Annotated in this window: 19 protein-coding genes; all 19 read right to left on the bottom strand. The window is 61.1% G+C overall.

What is annotated here, in order from left to right:
• Positions 1 to 13 precede the first annotated feature (13 nt).
• Positions 14 to 571, bottom strand: a complete 558-nt coding sequence (rplE, locus tag VIL88_RS03865; protein ID WP_331986180.1) for a 50S ribosomal protein L5 — start codon at positions 569 to 571, stop codon at positions 14 to 16.
• Positions 564 to 875, bottom strand: coding sequence for a 50S ribosomal protein L24 (gene rplX, locus VIL88_RS03860; RefSeq protein WP_331986178.1), 312 nt, complete (start codon positions 873 to 875; stop codon positions 564 to 566). Before rplX ends, rplE begins: the two co-directional genes overlap by 8 nt.
• Positions 875 to 1,243, bottom strand: a complete 369-nt coding sequence (gene rplN, locus VIL88_RS03855; protein ID WP_046138380.1) for a 50S ribosomal protein L14 — start codon at positions 1,241 to 1,243, stop codon at positions 875 to 877. Before rplN ends, rplX begins: the two co-directional genes overlap by 1 nt.
• Complete coding sequence (gene rpsQ, locus VIL88_RS03850) at positions 1,240 to 1,494, bottom strand: 30S ribosomal protein S17 (protein ID WP_331986172.1); 255 nt, start codon at positions 1,492 to 1,494, stop codon at positions 1,240 to 1,242. The genes rplN and rpsQ overlap by 4 nt, the downstream gene beginning before the upstream one ends.
• A gap of 12 nt (positions 1,495 to 1,506) precedes the next feature.
• Positions 1,507 to 1,701 carry a 50S ribosomal protein L29 gene (gene rpmC / locus VIL88_RS03845; protein WP_201653369.1) on the bottom strand — a complete coding sequence of 65 codons (195 nt, stop codon included), beginning with the start codon at positions 1,699 to 1,701 and terminating at the stop codon, positions 1,507 to 1,509.
• Positions 1,702 to 1,712: 11 nt separating this feature from the next.
• Positions 1,713 to 2,126, bottom strand: coding sequence for a 50S ribosomal protein L16 (gene rplP, locus VIL88_RS03840; RefSeq protein ID WP_146289254.1), 414 nt, complete (start codon positions 2,124 to 2,126; stop codon positions 1,713 to 1,715).
• A gap of 15 nt (positions 2,127 to 2,141) precedes the next feature.
• Positions 2,142 to 2,885: a 30S ribosomal protein S3 gene (rpsC, locus tag VIL88_RS03835; protein WP_331986165.1), complete on the bottom strand. Its 744-nt coding sequence runs from the start codon at positions 2,883 to 2,885 to the stop codon at positions 2,142 to 2,144.
• Positions 2,885 to 3,265 carry a 50S ribosomal protein L22 gene (gene rplV, locus VIL88_RS03830; protein ID WP_056232639.1) on the bottom strand — a complete coding sequence of 127 codons (381 nt, stop codon included), beginning with the start codon at positions 3,263 to 3,265 and terminating at the stop codon, positions 2,885 to 2,887. Before rplV ends, rpsC begins: the two co-directional genes overlap by 1 nt.
• Before the next feature lies 1 nt (position 3,266).
• Entirely contained in the window at positions 3,267 to 3,545 is a 279-nt protein-coding gene (gene rpsS, locus VIL88_RS03825) for a 30S ribosomal protein S19 (RefSeq protein WP_240229335.1), read from the bottom strand.
• Between the two features lie 3 nt (positions 3,546 to 3,548).
• Complete coding sequence (gene rplB / locus VIL88_RS03820; protein WP_331986158.1) at positions 3,549 to 4,388, bottom strand: 50S ribosomal protein L2; 840 nt, start codon at positions 4,386 to 4,388, stop codon at positions 3,549 to 3,551.
• An 18-nt stretch (positions 4,389 to 4,406) separates the two neighbouring features.
• Positions 4,407 to 4,700, bottom strand: coding sequence for a 50S ribosomal protein L23 (locus VIL88_RS03815; RefSeq protein ID WP_331986156.1), 294 nt, complete (start codon positions 4,698 to 4,700; stop codon positions 4,407 to 4,409).
• On the bottom strand, positions 4,697 to 5,317 hold the full coding sequence (gene rplD, locus VIL88_RS03810) for a 50S ribosomal protein L4 (protein WP_331986154.1): 621 nt from the start codon (positions 5,315 to 5,317) through the stop codon (positions 4,697 to 4,699). The genes VIL88_RS03815 and rplD overlap by 4 nt, the downstream gene beginning before the upstream one ends.
• A complete protein-coding gene (gene rplC, locus VIL88_RS03805; protein ID WP_331986152.1) occupies positions 5,318 to 6,019 on the bottom strand; it encodes a 50S ribosomal protein L3 in 702 nt (233 codons plus the stop codon).
• Between the two features lie 82 nt (positions 6,020 to 6,101).
• A complete protein-coding gene (gene rpsJ, locus VIL88_RS03800) occupies positions 6,102 to 6,410 on the bottom strand; it encodes a 30S ribosomal protein S10 (RefSeq protein WP_056232628.1) in 309 nt (102 codons plus the stop codon).
• 70 nt (positions 6,411 to 6,480) lie between these two features.
• On the bottom strand, positions 6,481 to 7,671 hold the full coding sequence (tuf, locus tag VIL88_RS03795; protein WP_331986143.1) for an elongation factor Tu: 1,191 nt from the start codon (positions 7,669 to 7,671) through the stop codon (positions 6,481 to 6,483).
• Positions 7,672 to 7,742: 71 nt separating this feature from the next.
• The gene (gene fusA, locus VIL88_RS03790) at positions 7,743 to 9,833 is read right to left on the bottom strand and encodes an elongation factor G (protein ID WP_331986141.1); all 2,091 of its coding nucleotides are present in this window, start codon (positions 9,831 to 9,833) and stop codon (positions 7,743 to 7,745) included.
• A gap of 12 nt (positions 9,834 to 9,845) precedes the next feature.
• The gene (gene rpsG / locus VIL88_RS03785) at positions 9,846 to 10,316 is read right to left on the bottom strand and encodes a 30S ribosomal protein S7 (RefSeq protein WP_331986139.1); all 471 of its coding nucleotides are present in this window, start codon (positions 10,314 to 10,316) and stop codon (positions 9,846 to 9,848) included.
• A gap of 12 nt (positions 10,317 to 10,328) precedes the next feature.
• Positions 10,329 to 10,700 carry a 30S ribosomal protein S12 gene (rpsL, locus tag VIL88_RS03780; protein ID WP_035080811.1) on the bottom strand — a complete coding sequence of 124 codons (372 nt, stop codon included), beginning with the start codon at positions 10,698 to 10,700 and terminating at the stop codon, positions 10,329 to 10,331.
• A gap of 508 nt (positions 10,701 to 11,208) precedes the next feature.
• Positions 11,209 to 15,393 (bottom strand): DNA-directed RNA polymerase subunit beta', encoded by a 4,185-nt coding sequence (rpoC, locus tag VIL88_RS03775; RefSeq protein ID WP_331986115.1) that lies wholly within the window; start codon positions 15,391 to 15,393, stop codon positions 11,209 to 11,211.
• Between the last annotated feature and the right edge of the window lie 41 nt (positions 15,394 to 15,434).

Here is a 15,434-nt window from a genome sequence, read left to right as displayed (position 1 = left end):
CTTCCCTGCCCGCTTACTGGCGGAAGGGGAAGTTGAATGCCTTGAGCAGCGCACGAGCTTCATCATCGGACTTCGCAGTCGTGGCGATCACGATGTCCATGCCCCAAACCTGATCGATCTGATCGTAGTTGATTTCGGGGAAAATGATGTGTTCCTTGATGCCCATAGCATAATTGCCACGGCCGTCGAAGGAATTCGGGTTCAGCCCGCGGAAGTCGCGAACGCGCGGCAGCGCGATCGTCACCAGACGGTCAAGAAACTCGTACATACGGGTGGAGCGAAGGGTCACCTTCACGCCCAGCGGCATGTTCTCACGCACCTTGAAGCCGGCGATCGACTTGCGAGCATAGGTGATAACCGGCTTCTGGCCAGCGATCTTCTCGAGCTCGGCTGCAGCCGACTTCACCTTCTTGGTGTCGTTGACGGCTTCGCCAACGCCCATGTTGAGCACGATCTTCTCGAGCTTGGGCATCTGCATGACATTCTTGTAGGAGAACTGCTCCTGCAAGGCCTTGCGGATGTTGCCTTCGTATTCGCTACGAAGACGCGGAACGTAAGCTGTCTCAGCCATCGATCGAATCTCCGGTCGACTTGGCGACGCGCGTCTTGACGCCGTCCTTGATCTGGAAACCGACGCGGCTGGGCTTGCCATTGGCGTCGGCGATCGCAAGGTTCGACAGGTGGATCGGCGCTTCCTTGGTGAAGATGCCGGCGTCGGTCGATGCGGTCTGCTTGGTGTGGCGCTTCACAAGGTTGATACCCTGCACGAGTGCCTTGGTTTCGGTCGGGATGACCTGGAGGACCTGGCCAGTCTTGCCTTTGTCCTTGCCAGCCAGGACGACGACCTTATCGCCCTTCTTGATCTTGGCAGCCATTACAGCACCTCGGGTGCGAGCGAAATGATCTTCATGTGGTTCTTGGCGCGGAGTTCGCGCGGAACCGGTCCGAAGATACGGGTGCCGATGGGCTCTTTCTGATTGTTGATCAGAACCGCGGCATTCTTGTCGAAGCGGATCACGGTGCCATCGGGACGGCGGATGTCGAAAGCGGTGCGAACGACCACGGCCTTCATGACCTGGCCCTTCTTCACGCGGCCGCGCGGAATGGCATCCTTGACCGAGACGACGATGATGTCGCCGACCGAAGCGTACTTGCGGTGCGAACCGCCCAGTACCTTGATGCACATGACGCGCTTGGCGCCGGAATTATCGGCCACGTCGAGATTGGATTGCATCTGGATCATGGCTTGGTACCTTCCTGAGCCGCATCCTGAACCAGCGTCCAGCGCTTGTTCTTGGAGATCGGCGCACATTCTTCGATCCAGACGACCTGCCCGACCTTGGCCACATTGGCTTCGTCGTGGGCGTGGTACTTCTTGGAACGGCGAACAGTCTTCTTCATCACCGGATGCGTGAAGCGGCGCTCAACGCGCACCACGACCGTCTTTTCATTGGCGTCGGAGACCACAGTCCCCTGCAAAACGCGCTTTGGCATGGTCGCGGCTCCTTACTTCGCTGCGTTCTTTTCGCCGAGGATCGTCTTGATCCGCGCGATGTCGCGGCGGACCTTCTTGACCTGGGCGGGCTTTTCCAGCTGCTGGGTAGCGCGCTGGAAACGCAGGTTGAACTGTTCTTTCTTGAGGTCGACGAGCTGATCCTTCAGTTCGTCTGCGGTCTTGCTCCGCACATCACTGGCTTTCATGCTCGTGGTCCTTAGTCGGCAATGCGGGTAACAACCCGCGTCATGATCGGGAGCTTCATCGCGCCGAGGCGCAGAGCTTCCTTGGCAACGTCCTCGGGGACGCCGTCGATCTCGAATACGATGCGGCCTGGCTTCACGCGGGCTGCCCAGTATTCCACCGAGCCCTTGCCCTTACCCATACGCACTTCGGTCGGCTTCTTGGAAACCGGCACGTCCGGGAAGATACGGATCCAGACACGGCCCTGGCGCTTCATCTCGCGGGTGATCGCGCGGCGGGCCGCTTCGATCTGGCGAGCGGTGACGCGCTCGGGTTCGGTCGCCTTCAAGGCATACTGGCCGAAAGCCAGCTCGGTACCGCCCTTGGCAACGCCATGGATACGGCCCTTGTGAGCCTTGCGGAACTTGGTCTTCTTAGGTTGCAGCATAATGAACTAACCTTCTTATGCGCGTTCGCGGTCGCGGTCGCCACGCTCGCGGCGTGGTTCGCGGTCACGGTCGCTGCGCTGACCGCCGTCGTTGCCTTCGGTGGCGCGGCGCTCATGTGCCGTGGGATCGTGCTCGAGGACTTCGCCCTTGAAGACCCAGACCTTGATACCGATGATGCCGTAGGTGGTCGCGGCTTCGGCAGTACCGTAGTCGATGTCGGCACGCAGGGTGTGCAGCGGCACGCGGCCTTCACGGTACCATTCGGTACGGGCGATGTCGGCACCGCCGAGACGGCCACCGACGTTGACGCGGATGCCGCCGGCGCCCATGCGGATCGCCGTCTGCACGGCGCGCTTCATGGCACGGCGGAAGGCCACGCGGCGTTCCAGCTGCTGGGCAATGCCCTGGGCAACCAGCGTCGCGTCGGTCTCGGGCTTGCGCACTTCAACGATGTTGATGTGCACTTCGCTGTCGGTGAACTTCTTCACCTTGGCGCGGATCTTGTCGATGTCAGCGCCCTTCTTGCCGATCACGATGCCTGGACGGGCAGTGTGGATCGACACGCGGCACTTGCGGTGCGGACGCTCGATGACGATCTTGGAGACTGCGGCGGCCTTGAGGTCCTCCAGCAGCATCGTGCGGATCTTGAGGTCTTCCTGCAGCAGCGAACCGTATTCGCCACGGTTGGCGAACCAGCGGCTGTCCCACGTGCGGTTGATGCCGAGGCGGAAGCCGATTGGATTGATCTTCTGGCCCATTATGCGGCCTCCTCAACTTGCCGGACGATGATCGTCAGATGCGCGAACGGCTTTTCGATGCGCGACGAACGACCGCGGCCACGTGCGGTGAAACGCTTCATGACAAGCGAATTACCAACGAAGGCTTCAGCAACGACGAGAGCGTCGGTGTCGAGGCCATGGTTGTTCTCGGCATTGGCAATGGCGCTCTCGAGCACCTTCTTGACCTGGCCGGAGATGCGCTTGTGGCTGAACTCGAGTTCAGCCAGAGCCTTCTCGACCTTCTTGCCGCGGATCAACTGAGCCAGAAGATTGAGCTTCTGCGGGCTGATGCGCAGCATGCGCAGCACAGCCTTGGCTTCGTTGTCCTTGAGCGCGCGCTGGGTTTTTGGCTTGCCCATCTTACTTCCTCTTGGCCTTCTTGTCGGCCGCATGACCGTAATAGGTACGGGTCGGTGCGAATTCGCCGAACTTGTGGCCGATCATGTCCTCGGTGACGCTGACCGGAACGTGCTTCTGACCGTTGTGGACACCGAAGGTGATACCAACGAACTGCGGCAGGATGGTCGAACGGCGGCTCCAGATCTTGACCACATCGTTGCGGCCGGACGCGAGGGCCTTCTCGGCCTTCTTGAGCATGTAGCCGTCGACAAACGGCCCCTTCCAGATTGAACGGGTCATGGCTTACCTGCCCTTCTTCACGTGACGGCTGCGAACGATGAACTTGTCCGTTGCCTTGTTGCTGCGGGTCTTCTTGCCCTTGGTCGGCTTGCCCCATGGGGTCACCGGGTGACGGCCACCAGAGGTACGGCCTTCACCACCACCATGCGGGTGGTCGATCGGGTTCATGGTCACGCCGCGGTTGACCGGCTTGCGGCCCAGCCAACGCGAACGACCGGCCTTGCCGAGCGAGGTGTTGGAGTGGTCCTGGTTCGACACGGCACCGACGGTGGCGAGGCACGAACCATGCACACGGCGCTGCTCGCCCGAGTTCAGGCGAAGGATCGCCCAACCCTGGTCGCGGCCGACATACTGGGCGTAGGCACCGGCCGAACGGGCAACCTGGCCGCCCTTGCGGGGCTTGAGCTCGATGTTGTGCACGATCGTACCGACCGGCATGCGCTCGAGCGGCATGGCATTGCCCGGCTTCACGTCGACGGTGTTCATCGACGAGATGACCTTGTCACCGGCAGCCAGACGCTGGGGAGCCACGATATAGGCGAGTTCGCCGTCTTCGTACTTCACCAGGGCGATCCAGGCCGTACGGTTCGGATCATATTCCAGGCGCTCGACCGTACCAACGACGTCGAACTTGACGCGTTTGAAGTCGATCATGCGATAGGTGCGCTTGTGACCGCCACCGCGATGGAACGAGGTGATGCGACCACGGTTGTTGCGACCACCGGACTTGGAGAGGCCTTCGGTCAGGGTCTTGACCGGCTTGCCCTTCCAGAGTTCCGAACGGTCGGTCGTCACGAGCTGACGACGGCCTTCGGACGTGGGGTTGTAAGTTTTTAGAGCCATTTTGCTGTCTCTTATCCCTTAGAGGCCGGTCGAAATGTCGATCGACTGGCCGTCGACGAGGGTCACGATCGCCTTCTTGACGTCGTTGCGCGTACCGATGCGGCCGCGGAAGCGCTTCACCTTGCCCTTGCGGACCAGGGTATTCACTGCCTTGACCTTGACCGAGAACAGCTGCTCGACGGCGGCCTTGATCTCGGTCTTGTTGGCATCGATCGCCACGTCGAAAACGACCTGGTTTGCTTCCGAAGCCATCGTCGACTTTTCAGTCACGACGGGGTTGCGGACGATGTCGTAAGCGCTGAGCTTGTTCATGCGAACCTCGCTTCCAGCGCTTCGAGCGCTGCCTTGGTCAGGACGAGCTTGTCGCGCTTGAGGATCGAAACAACGTTGATCCCCTGGATCGGCAGCACGTCGATATGCGGGATGTTGCGGGCGGCCAGAGCAAAGTTCTGGTCGACGTTCGCACCATCGATGATCAGGGCGTTCGCCCATTCCAGCTTGCCGAAGGTGGCGCGCAGTGCAGCGGTCTTGGCTTCAGCCTGGGCAACGCTGTCAATGACGATCAGCGAGCCGGACTTGGCCTTGGACGACAGGGCATGCTTGAGCGCGAGGGCACGGACCTTCTTGGGAAGGTCAATGGCATGCGAGCGCGGGGTCGGACCGAAAGCACGGCCGCCGCCACGGAACTGCGGAGCCTTGCGATCGCCATGGCGAGCGCCGCCCGAGCCCTTCTGCTTCACGAACTTCTTGCCCGTGCGCGAGCCTTCCGAGCGATGCTTCACGTCATGCGTGCCGGCCATCGCCTTGAGCTGCTGGTAACGAACCATGCGGTGCAGGATGTCCTGGCGGACTTCCAGACCGAAGACGTCATCGGCGAGCTGGATCGAACCAGCGGCCTTGCCGTCGAGGGTTGTGACGTTGAGTTCCATTTAGTTACCTTCCCCCGCGACTTCAGCGGCGGCCTTGAACGAGCCCGGGAAAGCAGCGCCCTGGGGAGCCGGCTTCTTCACCGCGTCCTTGATCATGATCCAGGCGCCCTTGGCGCCGGGAACCGAACCCTGGATCATGATCAGCCCGCGTTCCACGTCGGTCTTGACGACCTTGACGTTCTGCGTGGTGATGCGACGATCGCCCATGTGGCCCGGCATCTTCTTGTTCTTGAAGGTCTTACCCGGGTCCTGACGACCACCGGTAGAACCGATAGAGCGGTGCGAAACCGACACGCCGTGCGATGCACGCAGACCGCCGAAGTTCCAGCGCTTCATACCGCCGGCGAAACCCTTACCGATCGAGGTGCCGGTGACGTCCACCAGCTGGCCTTCGACGAAATGGTCGGCCTGCAGCTGTGCGCCGACCTCGATGAGGTTGGCTTCGTCGACGCGGAATTCCGCGACATGACGCTTGGGCTCGACCTTGGCGACGGCAAACTGGCCGCGCTCAGCCTTGGTCGTGTTCTTGGCCTTAGCCTGGCCTGCACCGAGCTGGAGGGCAACGTAGCCATCCTTTTCAGCGGTCCGCTGGCCCACCACCTGGCAGTTCTGCAGCTCCAGCACAGTCACCGGAACGTGCGAGCCGTCCGCCGTGAATATGCGGGTCATGCCCAGCTTCTGTGCGATCAATCCAGAACGCATCGGTTGTTACCTTCTTTTTGGCGCTGCACCGGGTCATGGTTTCAGAGGACCCTTTTTGCGGTGAGCGCGGAAACTCGTTTTGTTAGAGCTTGATTTCGACGTCGACGCCGGCGGCGAGATCAAGCTTCATGAGTGCGTCGACCGTCTGTGGGGTCGGGTCCACAATGTCAAGCAGACGCTTGTGGGTCCGGATCTCGAACTGCTCGCGCGACTTCTTGTCGATGTGCGGAGAGCGGTTGACGGTAAACTTGTCGATTCGCGTCGGCAGCGGGATGGGCCCGCGCACCTGCGCGCCCGTACGCTTGGCCGTCGACACGATCTCGCGCGTCGAGGCGTCGAGAACGCGGTGGTCAAACGCCTTGAGGCGGATGCGAATATTCTGACCGTTCATCTTTGTAAATCCTGGCGAAAATGGATCGCGGCGCGCAAACAATCGCGCGCCGCGAGTGTCTCAGTGAGGCTTACTTCAGGATCGTAGCGACGACGCCCGAACCAACGGTACGGCCACCTTCACGGATAGCGAAGCGGAGCTTCTCTTCCATGGCGATCGGCACGATCAGCTGAACGTTGATGTTCAGGTTGTCGCCCGGCATCACCATTTCGGTGCCTTCGGGCAGGGTCACGATGCCGGTCACGTCCGTGGTACGGAAGTAGAACTGCGGACGGTAGTTGCCGAAGAACGGGGTGTGGCGGCCGCCTTCTTCCTTGGTCAGGATATAGACTTCAGCGGTGAAGTCGGTGTGCGGGGTCACGGAACCGGGCTTGCAGAGAACCTGGCCGCGCTCAACCTGAGTGCGGTCGATACCACGGATCAGAGCGCCGATGTTGTCGCCGGCCTGGCCCGAGTCGAGCAGCTTGCGGAACATTTCGACACCGGTAACGGTGGTCTTCTGGGTTGCCTTGATGCCGACGATTTCGACTTCTTCGCCAACCTTGACGATACCGCGTTCGACACGGCCGGTGACCACGGTGCCGCGGCCCGAGATCGAGAACACGTCTTCGATCGGGAGCAGGAACGGCTGGTCAACCGGACGCTCCGGCTGCGGGATGTATTCGTCAACGGCACGCATCAGCTCGAGAACGGCGTCGTGGCCGAGCTTCTTGTCGCTGTCTTCGAGGGCGGCCAGAGCCGAGCCCTTGATGATCGGAACGTCGTCGCCCGGGAATTCGTAGGACGAGAGCAGTTCGCGAACTTCGAGTTCGACGAGCTCGAGCAGTTCCGGATCGTCGACCATGTCGCACTTGTTCAGGAACACGACCAGAGCAGGAACGCCAACCTGACGGGCGAGCAGGATGTGCTCACGGGTCTGAGGCATCGGGCCGTCGGCAGCCGACACGACCAGGATCGCGCCGTCCATCTGGGCAGCGCCGGTGATCATGTTCTTCACATAGTCGGCGTGGCCGGGGCAGTCCACGTGAGCGTAGTGACGGTTGGTCGTCTCGTACTCGACGTGAGCGGTGTTGATGGTGATGCCGCGTGCCTTTTCTTCGGGGGCCGCGTCGATCTGGTCATACGCCTTGAAGGTCGCGCCACCGGTTTCAGCCAAGACCTTGGTGATCGCTGCGGTCAGCGAAGTCTTGCCATGGTCAACGTGACCGATGGTGCCGATGTTGCAGTGCGGCTTAGAGCGGGAAAACTTTTCCTTAGCCATCGCTTTTCTCCGTATTCGTCAGCCCGGAGGCCAACCTTGCGTTTCAGTTTCTTGTTTAGGCGTACTCGGCCTTAGGCGTATTTGGCCTGGACTTCGTCGGCAACCGCCTGCGGAACCTGCTCGTAGTGGTCGAACGTCATCGAGTACTGTGCACGACCCTGGCTCATGGAGCGCAGCGAGTTCACGTAGCCGAACATGTTCGCGAGCGGCACGAAGGCATTCACGACCTGGAGGATGCCACGGCTTTCAGTGCCCTGGATCTGACCACGCCGAGAATTCAGGTCGCCGATGACATCGCCCATGTAATCTTCTGGCGTGACAACTTCAACCTTCATGATCGGCTCGAGGATCTTCGGAGCCGCCTTGCGCAGGGCTTCGTTGAAGCCGGCACGACCAGCGATTTCGAAGGCCAGAACCGAGGAGTCCACGTCGTGGTAGGCCCCTTCGGTCAGCGTCACCTTGACGTCCACGATCGGGAAGCCGATCAGCGGACCGGCCGACATGACCGACTTCACGCCCTTTTCGACGCCGGGGATGTATTCCTTCGGCACCGAACCGCCGACAACGGCGTTCACGAATTCGAGACCCTTGCCGACTTCCGACGGCTCGACGGTCAGCTTGACGCGGGCGAACTGGCCCGAACCGCCCGACTGCTTCTTGTGGGTATAGTCCACATCGGCCTTGCGGGTGATGGTTTCGCGGTAAGCCACCTGCGGCTGGCCGATATTGGCTTCAACCTTGAACTCGCGACGCATGCGGTCGACGAGAATGTCGAGGTGAAGTTCGCCCATGCCTGAGATGATGGTCTGGCCGGATTCTTCGTCGGTCTTCACGCGGAAGGTCGGATCTTCGGCAGCAAGGCGATTAAGCGCGAGGCCCATCTTTTCCTGGTCAGCCTTGGACTTCGGTTCGACGGAGATGTCGATTACCGGCTCCGGGAACACCATGCGCTCGAGGATAACCTGAGCATTGGCCGGGCACAGCGTGTCACCGGTCGTGGTGTCCTTGAGACCAACGATAGCGACGATGTCGCCAGCATAGGCCTCCGTGATCTGCTCGCGCGAATTGGCGTGCATCTGGAACAGGCGACCAACGCGCTCGCGCTTTTCCTTCACGGTGTTCTCAAGCATCATGCCCTGCTCGAGCTTGCCCGAGTAGATGCGGCAGAAGGTCAGCGTACCCATGTGCGGGTCGTTGGCGATCTTGAACGCCAGCATCGAGAGCGGCTCGTTGTCGTCGGCGTGACGCTCGATCGGCTCTTCCGTACGGGCATCGATGCCCTGGATGGCCGGAACGTCGGCAGGCGACGGCAGGAAGTCGATAACGCCGTCAAGCAGGGGCTGAACGCCCTTGTTCTTGAAGGCCGAGCCAGCGAACACCAGGAAGAACTTGGTGTCGATGCAGCCCCGGCGCAGCAGACGACGGATCGTGTCGTTATTCGGCACTTCACCGTTGAGATAGGCTTCCATTGCGTCGTCGTCGAGCTCGACGGCAGCTTCGATCATCTGTTCGCGGTACTTCGCGGCCGAAGCCTTGAGGTCTTCCGGAATCTCGACGACGTCCCACTGGGCGCCCAGCTCTTCGTTGCGCCAGACCAGAGCATTCATCTCGATCAGGTCGACGACACCCTTGAACTCGTTCTCGGCACCGATCGGCAGCTGAACGGGAACGGCACGGGCACCAAGGCGCGAACCGATCATCTCGACGCAGCGGTAGAAGTCGGCGCCGATCTTGTCCATCTTGTTGACGAAGACCAGACGCGGCACTTCGTACTTGTCGGCCTGGCGCCAGACGGTTTCGGTCTGGGGTTCGACGCCGGCATTGGCGTCGAGCAGCGCGACGGCACCGTCGAGCACGCGGAGCGAACGCTCGACTTCGATGGTGAAGTCCACGTGGCCGGGCGTGTCGATGATGTTGAAGCGGTGCTGGGTACCGTCACGGCCCTTCCAGAAGGTCGTGGTGGCAGCGGACGTGATGGTGATGCCGCGTTCCTGCTCCTGCTCCATCCAGTCCATGGTCGCAGCGCCGTCGTGGACTTCGCCGATCTTGTGGGACTTGCCGGTGTAGTAGAGGATGCGTTCGGTCGTGGTCGTCTTGCCAGCATCGATGTGAGCCATGATGCCGAAGTTACGATACAGCGGAATTGGATAATCGCGTGCCATGAAGGGCTCCTGCTACCAGCGGTAGTGCGAGAAGGCACGGTTGGCGTCAGCCATACGGTGCGTGTCTTCGCGCTTCTTGACGGCCTGACCACGGCCATTGAGAGCATCCATCAGCTCGCCCGAAAGGCGTTCGCGCATGGTGTTCTCGCCACGCTTGCGGGCAGATTCGATGAGCCAGCGAATGGCCAGGGCCTGCTGACGGTCGGCACGAACTTCAACCGGAACCTGGTAGGTTGCACCGCCAACGCGGCGCGAACGAACTTCAACAGCCGGACGGATGTTTTCGAGCGCGGTGTGGAACACTTCCACGGGGTTCTGCTTGACCTTGGCTTCGACGATGTCGAAGGCACCATAGACGATGCTTTCGGCAGCGGACTTCTTGCCGTCCTTCATGAGCGAGTTCATGAACTTGGTCAGGACGAGATCGCCATACTTGGCGTCTGGAATAACGTCGCGTTTTTCGGCGCGGTGACGACGGGACATATCTCGATCTCCTTACTTCGGACGCTTCGCGCCGTACTTGGACCGGCGCTGCTTGCGGTCCTTGACGCTCTGCGTGTCGAGGACACCGCGGAGCACGTGGTAGCGAACACCCGGAAGGTCGCGAACGCGGCCGCCGCGGATCAGGACCACGGAGTGTTCCTGCAGGTTGTGGCCTTCGCCCGGAATATACGAAATCACTTCGCGCTGGTTGGTCAGGCGAACCTTGGCCACCTTGCGCAGAGCCGAGTTCGGCTTCTTCGGGGTCGTCGTGTACACACGAGAGCAAACGCCGCGCTTCTGCGGATTTGCTTCCATGGCCGGAACCTTGTTCCGCTTTGGCTTGCTGGCGCGTGGTTTGCGGATCAGCTGATTAATGGTGGGCATTGCGCTCTTTCCATCGTCCAAAATTCATTGCGGTCTATCGAAGCAAACCAAAACGGCGCTCATCCGACCCGAAAAGAGCCGGAAGCGCCTTAATTGCAGCGGACCACCCGCGAAAGCAGGCAGTCATGCGCACAAGGATTTGCTTCGTCTAGTTACCCGACAGTGTGTTTGAGTGTCCTGGATTCCCGCGCTAGGTGGCAGGGACCCGGTGTGACAATCACGACCGACCGCTTAGGTAGGCGCTGTTTAGAGCCGACTCGTCCGCCCGTCAAGGATTCTTTCGTGAATTATCCGAGAGGGAGCTATGCGACGGCTTGCCATCCTCTCCAACTGGTGAATGGGCCGGCAGCTCAGGCGACTTCGCGCGACCCACGCACCCTCCCCCGGCATCTCTCGCCAGCCGACGGGTAACAGGGAAGCTACCGATAGCTTCATGTCGGCTGCGGAGTGGCGGGCAAAGAAAAAGGGGCCCGAAGGCCCCTTCCCTATTCATTGTCCGAGCGGCTGCTTACTCGGCAGCTGGCGCGGCGATCTTGACGGTGTTCGCCTGGCGGCGACGCTCGTCGAGGATCAGGTCGTCGCGCTTGGCGGCGATCATCTTGGCCGAGGAGATGCCGGCGCCGGTACCCGCCGGGATCAGGCGGCCGACGATGACGTTCTCCTTGAGACCTTCAAGCAAATCGGCCTTGCCGGAAACCGCAGCTTCCGTAAGGACGCGGGTGGTTTCCTGGAACGAGGCGGCCGAGATGAACGACCGGGTCTGCAGCGATGCCTTGGTGATGCCGAGCAGCACCGGATTGGCCGTTGCCGGCTTCTTGCCGTCAGCAACCAGCGCATCGTTGAGCTCGTCGAAGTCCAGCTTGTCGAGCTGCTCGTCCTTGAGCAGGCCGGTATCACCTGGATCCACGATCTCGACCTTCTGCAGCATCTGGCGAACAATCACCTCAATATGCTTGTCGTTGATCAGCACGCCCTGGAGGCGATAGACCTCCTGGATTTCATTGACGAGGTAACGAGCAAGCTCTTCCACGCCCTTGATGGCCAGGATGTCATGCGGTGCCGGGTTGCCGTCGAGGATATACTCACCCTTTTCAATAGCGTCGCCTTCCTGGAGGTGGAACGGCTTGCCCTTGGGGATCAGATACTCGACCGGCTCAGCACCGTCCTCATGCGGCTCGATAATGACGCGGCGCTTGTTCTTGTAGTCGCGGCCGAAGCGGATGGTACCATCGATCTCGGCGATGATGGCGTGATCCTTCGGACGACGGGCTTCGAACAGCTCGGCCACACGCGGCAGACCGCCGGTGATGTCCTTGGTCTTGGCCGATTCCAGCGGAATACGGGCCAGGACGTCGCCGGGCGACACCTTCTCACCAGGCTCGACGGCGATAACCGCGTCGACCGAGAGGAGATAGCGGGCATCGCCGCCACGTTCCACCTTCTGCACGGCACCGCCACGAGCGATGGCAATCGCGGGCTTGAGGCCCTCGCCACGCTGGTTGGTGCGCCAGTCGATGACAACGCGCTTGGTGAAGCCGGTCGCCTCGTCGGTGTTTTCCGCAACCGAAGCACCGTCAACCAGATCCTCGAACACGACCTCGCCCTCGACTTCTGCGAGAACCGGACGGGTGTAGGGATCCCATTCGGCCAGACGCTGGCCGCGGCGGACCTTGTCCCCTTCGTTGACCAGCAGCTTGGAGCCGTAGGTCACCTTATGGGTGGCGCGTTCCTTGCCTTCGCTATCGAGGATGGCGAGCGACACGTTACGGGCCATGACGACGAGCTTGCCGCCTTCGACCTTGGCCACGTTCGGGTTGCGGATGGCGATCGTGCCTTCCGCGCCCGATTCCAGGAACGACGAGTCGACCACCTGAGCCGTGCCACCGATGTGGAACGTGCGCATGGTGAGCTGGGTACCGGGTTCACCGATCGACTGTGCGGCGATGACGCCGACAGCTTCACCCATGTTCACGGGCGTACCGCGAGCAAGGTCACGGCCATAGCAGGCCGCGCAGGTGCCCTGGCGCATGTCGCACACCAGCGGGGAGCGGATACGGACCGACTGGATCCGGGCTTCCTCGATGACGTCGACGTGCTTTTCTTCCAGCAGCGTACCCTTGGGGGCGATCAGGTCGCCCGTCAGCGGGTGGAAGATGTCGTCGGCAGCCGTACGGCCCAGAACGCGCTGGCCGATGGAGGCCACGATCTGGCCGGCATCGACGATCGGCTCCATGGTCAGGCCACGCTCGGTGCCGCAGTCTTCGGACACGATGATCGCGTCCTGCGCCACGTCCACGAGACGGCGGGTCAGGTAACCCGAGTTCGCGGTCTTCAACGCCGTATCCGCCAGACCCTTGCGGGCGCCGTGGGTGGAGTTGAAGTATTCGAGAACGTTGAGGCCTTCCTTGAAGTTAGCCGTGATCGGGGTTTCGATGATCGAGCCGTCCGGACGGGCCATCAGGCCACGCATGCCGGCAAGCTGCTTCATCTGGGCCGGTGAACCACGGGCACCCGAGTGGGACATCATGTAGACCGAGTTGATCGGCTTCTGACGGCCGGTCTCCTCGTCGATCTGCACCTTGCGGATCGCGTCCATCATCTCTTCGGCAACCTTGTCACCGCACTTGGCCCAGGCGTCGACCACCTTGTTGTACTTTTCGCCCTGAGTGATCAGGCCGTCATTGTACTGCTGCTCGAACTCTTCGACCTGCTTACGCGCGGCTTCCACGATCGTGTACTTGGAGGCCGGGATAACCATGTCGTCCTTGCCGAACGAGATGCCTGCGTCACAAGCATTCTTGAAGCCAAGCTGCATGACGCGGTCACAGAAGATCACGGTCTCCTTCTGGCCGCAGCCACGGTAGACCGTGTCGATCATCTTGGAGATCATCTTCTTGGTCATCAGCTGGTTGGCCGTGGAGAACGGCACATTCGGATGCTTGGGCAGGATCTGCCCGATCAGCATGCGGCCAGGCGTGGTTTCCACGATCTCGGTCGTCTGCTTGCCGTTCTCGTCGAACGCCGTGACACGGCCTTTGATCTTGGTGTGCAGCGTGACGATCTTGTTGTCGAGCGCATGCTCGAGCTCGGCATAGGACGAGAACGCCATGCCTTCGCCCGGCTCACCCTCGTTCATCAGCGACAGGTAGTAGAGACCCAGCACGATGTCCTGCGACGGCACAATGATCGGCTGGCCGTTGGCGGGATGGAGGATGTTGTTGGTCGACATCATCAGGACGCGCGCTTCCAGCTGCGCTTCAAGCGACAGCGGAACGTGCACGGCCATCTGGTCACCGTCGAAGTCGGCGTTGAAGGCCGAGCAGACGAGCGGATGCAGACGGATTGCCTTGCCTTCGATCAGGATCGGTTCGAAGGCCTGGATGCCAAGACGGTGCAGCGTCGGAGCACGGTTCAGCAGAACCGGGTGCTCGCGGATCACTTCATCGAGGATATCCCAGACTTCGGGCTTTTCCTTCTCGACCAGCTTCTTGGCCTGCTTCACCGTTGACGAGAAGCCCTTGGCCTCAAGGCGCGAATAGATGAACGGCTTGAACAGCTCGAGCGCCATCTTCTTGGGCAGACCGCACTGGTGCAGCTTGAGGTTCGGACCTACGGTGATCACCGAACGGCCCGAATAGTCCACGCGCTTGCCAAGGAGATTCTGGCGGAAGCGGCCCTGCTTGCCCTTGAGCATGTCGGAAAGCGACTTCAGCGGACGCTTGTTGGCACCAGTGATGGTGCGGCCACGGCGGCCGTTGTCGAACAGCGCGTCCACAGCTTCCTGCAGCATGCGCTTTTCATTGCGGATAATGATGTCCGGGGCGCGGAGCTCGATCAGGCGCTTCAGGCGGTTGTTGCGGTTGATCACGCGACGGTAGAGGTCGTTGAGATCGGACGTCGCAAAGCGGCCGCCATCGAGCGGAACGAGCGGACGCAGTTCCGGCGGAATGACCGGAATCACCGTCATGATCATCCATTCGGGCTTGTTGCCCGAAACGATGAACTGCTCGACGATCTTGAGGCGCTTGGCCAGCTTCTTGGGCTTCAGCTCGGTGGTCGACTCGGCGATTTCCACGCGCAGGTCGGCCGCGATCTTCTCGAGATCGAGGGCCAGCAGGATGTCCCGGATGGCTTCGGCGCCGATCTTGGCGGTGAAGCTGTCGGCACCATACTCGTCCTGGGCGTCGAGATACTGCTCTTCGGTCAGGAGCTCATGGGTGGTGAACGGCGTCAGGCCCGCATCCAGCACGACATAGTTCTCGAAATAGAGAATGCGCTCGATGTCCTTGAGCGTCATATCGAGCAGGAGCGCGATACGGGACGGCAGGGACTTCAGGAACCAGATGTGAGCGACCGGAGCGGCCAGTTCGATATGGCCCATGCGCTCGCGGCGAACGCGAGACAGGGTAACTTCCACACCGCACTTTTCGCAGATGACGCCCTTGAACTTCATGCGCTTGTACTTGCCGCACAGGCACTCATAGTCCTTCACGGGCCCGAAGATGCGCGCGCAAAACAGGCCGTCACGCTCGGGCTTGAACGTACGGTAGTTGATCGTCTCGGGCTTCTTGATCTCGCCATAGGACCAGGAAAGGATCTTTTCCGGGCTCGCGATGGAGATCTTCATCTGGTCGAAGGTCTGGACCGGGATCGCCGGATTGAACGGGTCCATGACGTGGGAATGATGATTCATCAATTCTCTCCTCTTTCCTTCGGGAGGGGCTCACGCCCTCT

Origin of the sequence: Devosia sp., assembly GCF_036563435.1 — a bacterium.
Lineage (GTDB): Bacteria > Pseudomonadota > Alphaproteobacteria > Rhizobiales > Devosiaceae > Devosia.
Note: the sequence above shows the minus strand (reverse complement) of the source record. Positions and strands in the feature narration are given on the sequence as shown.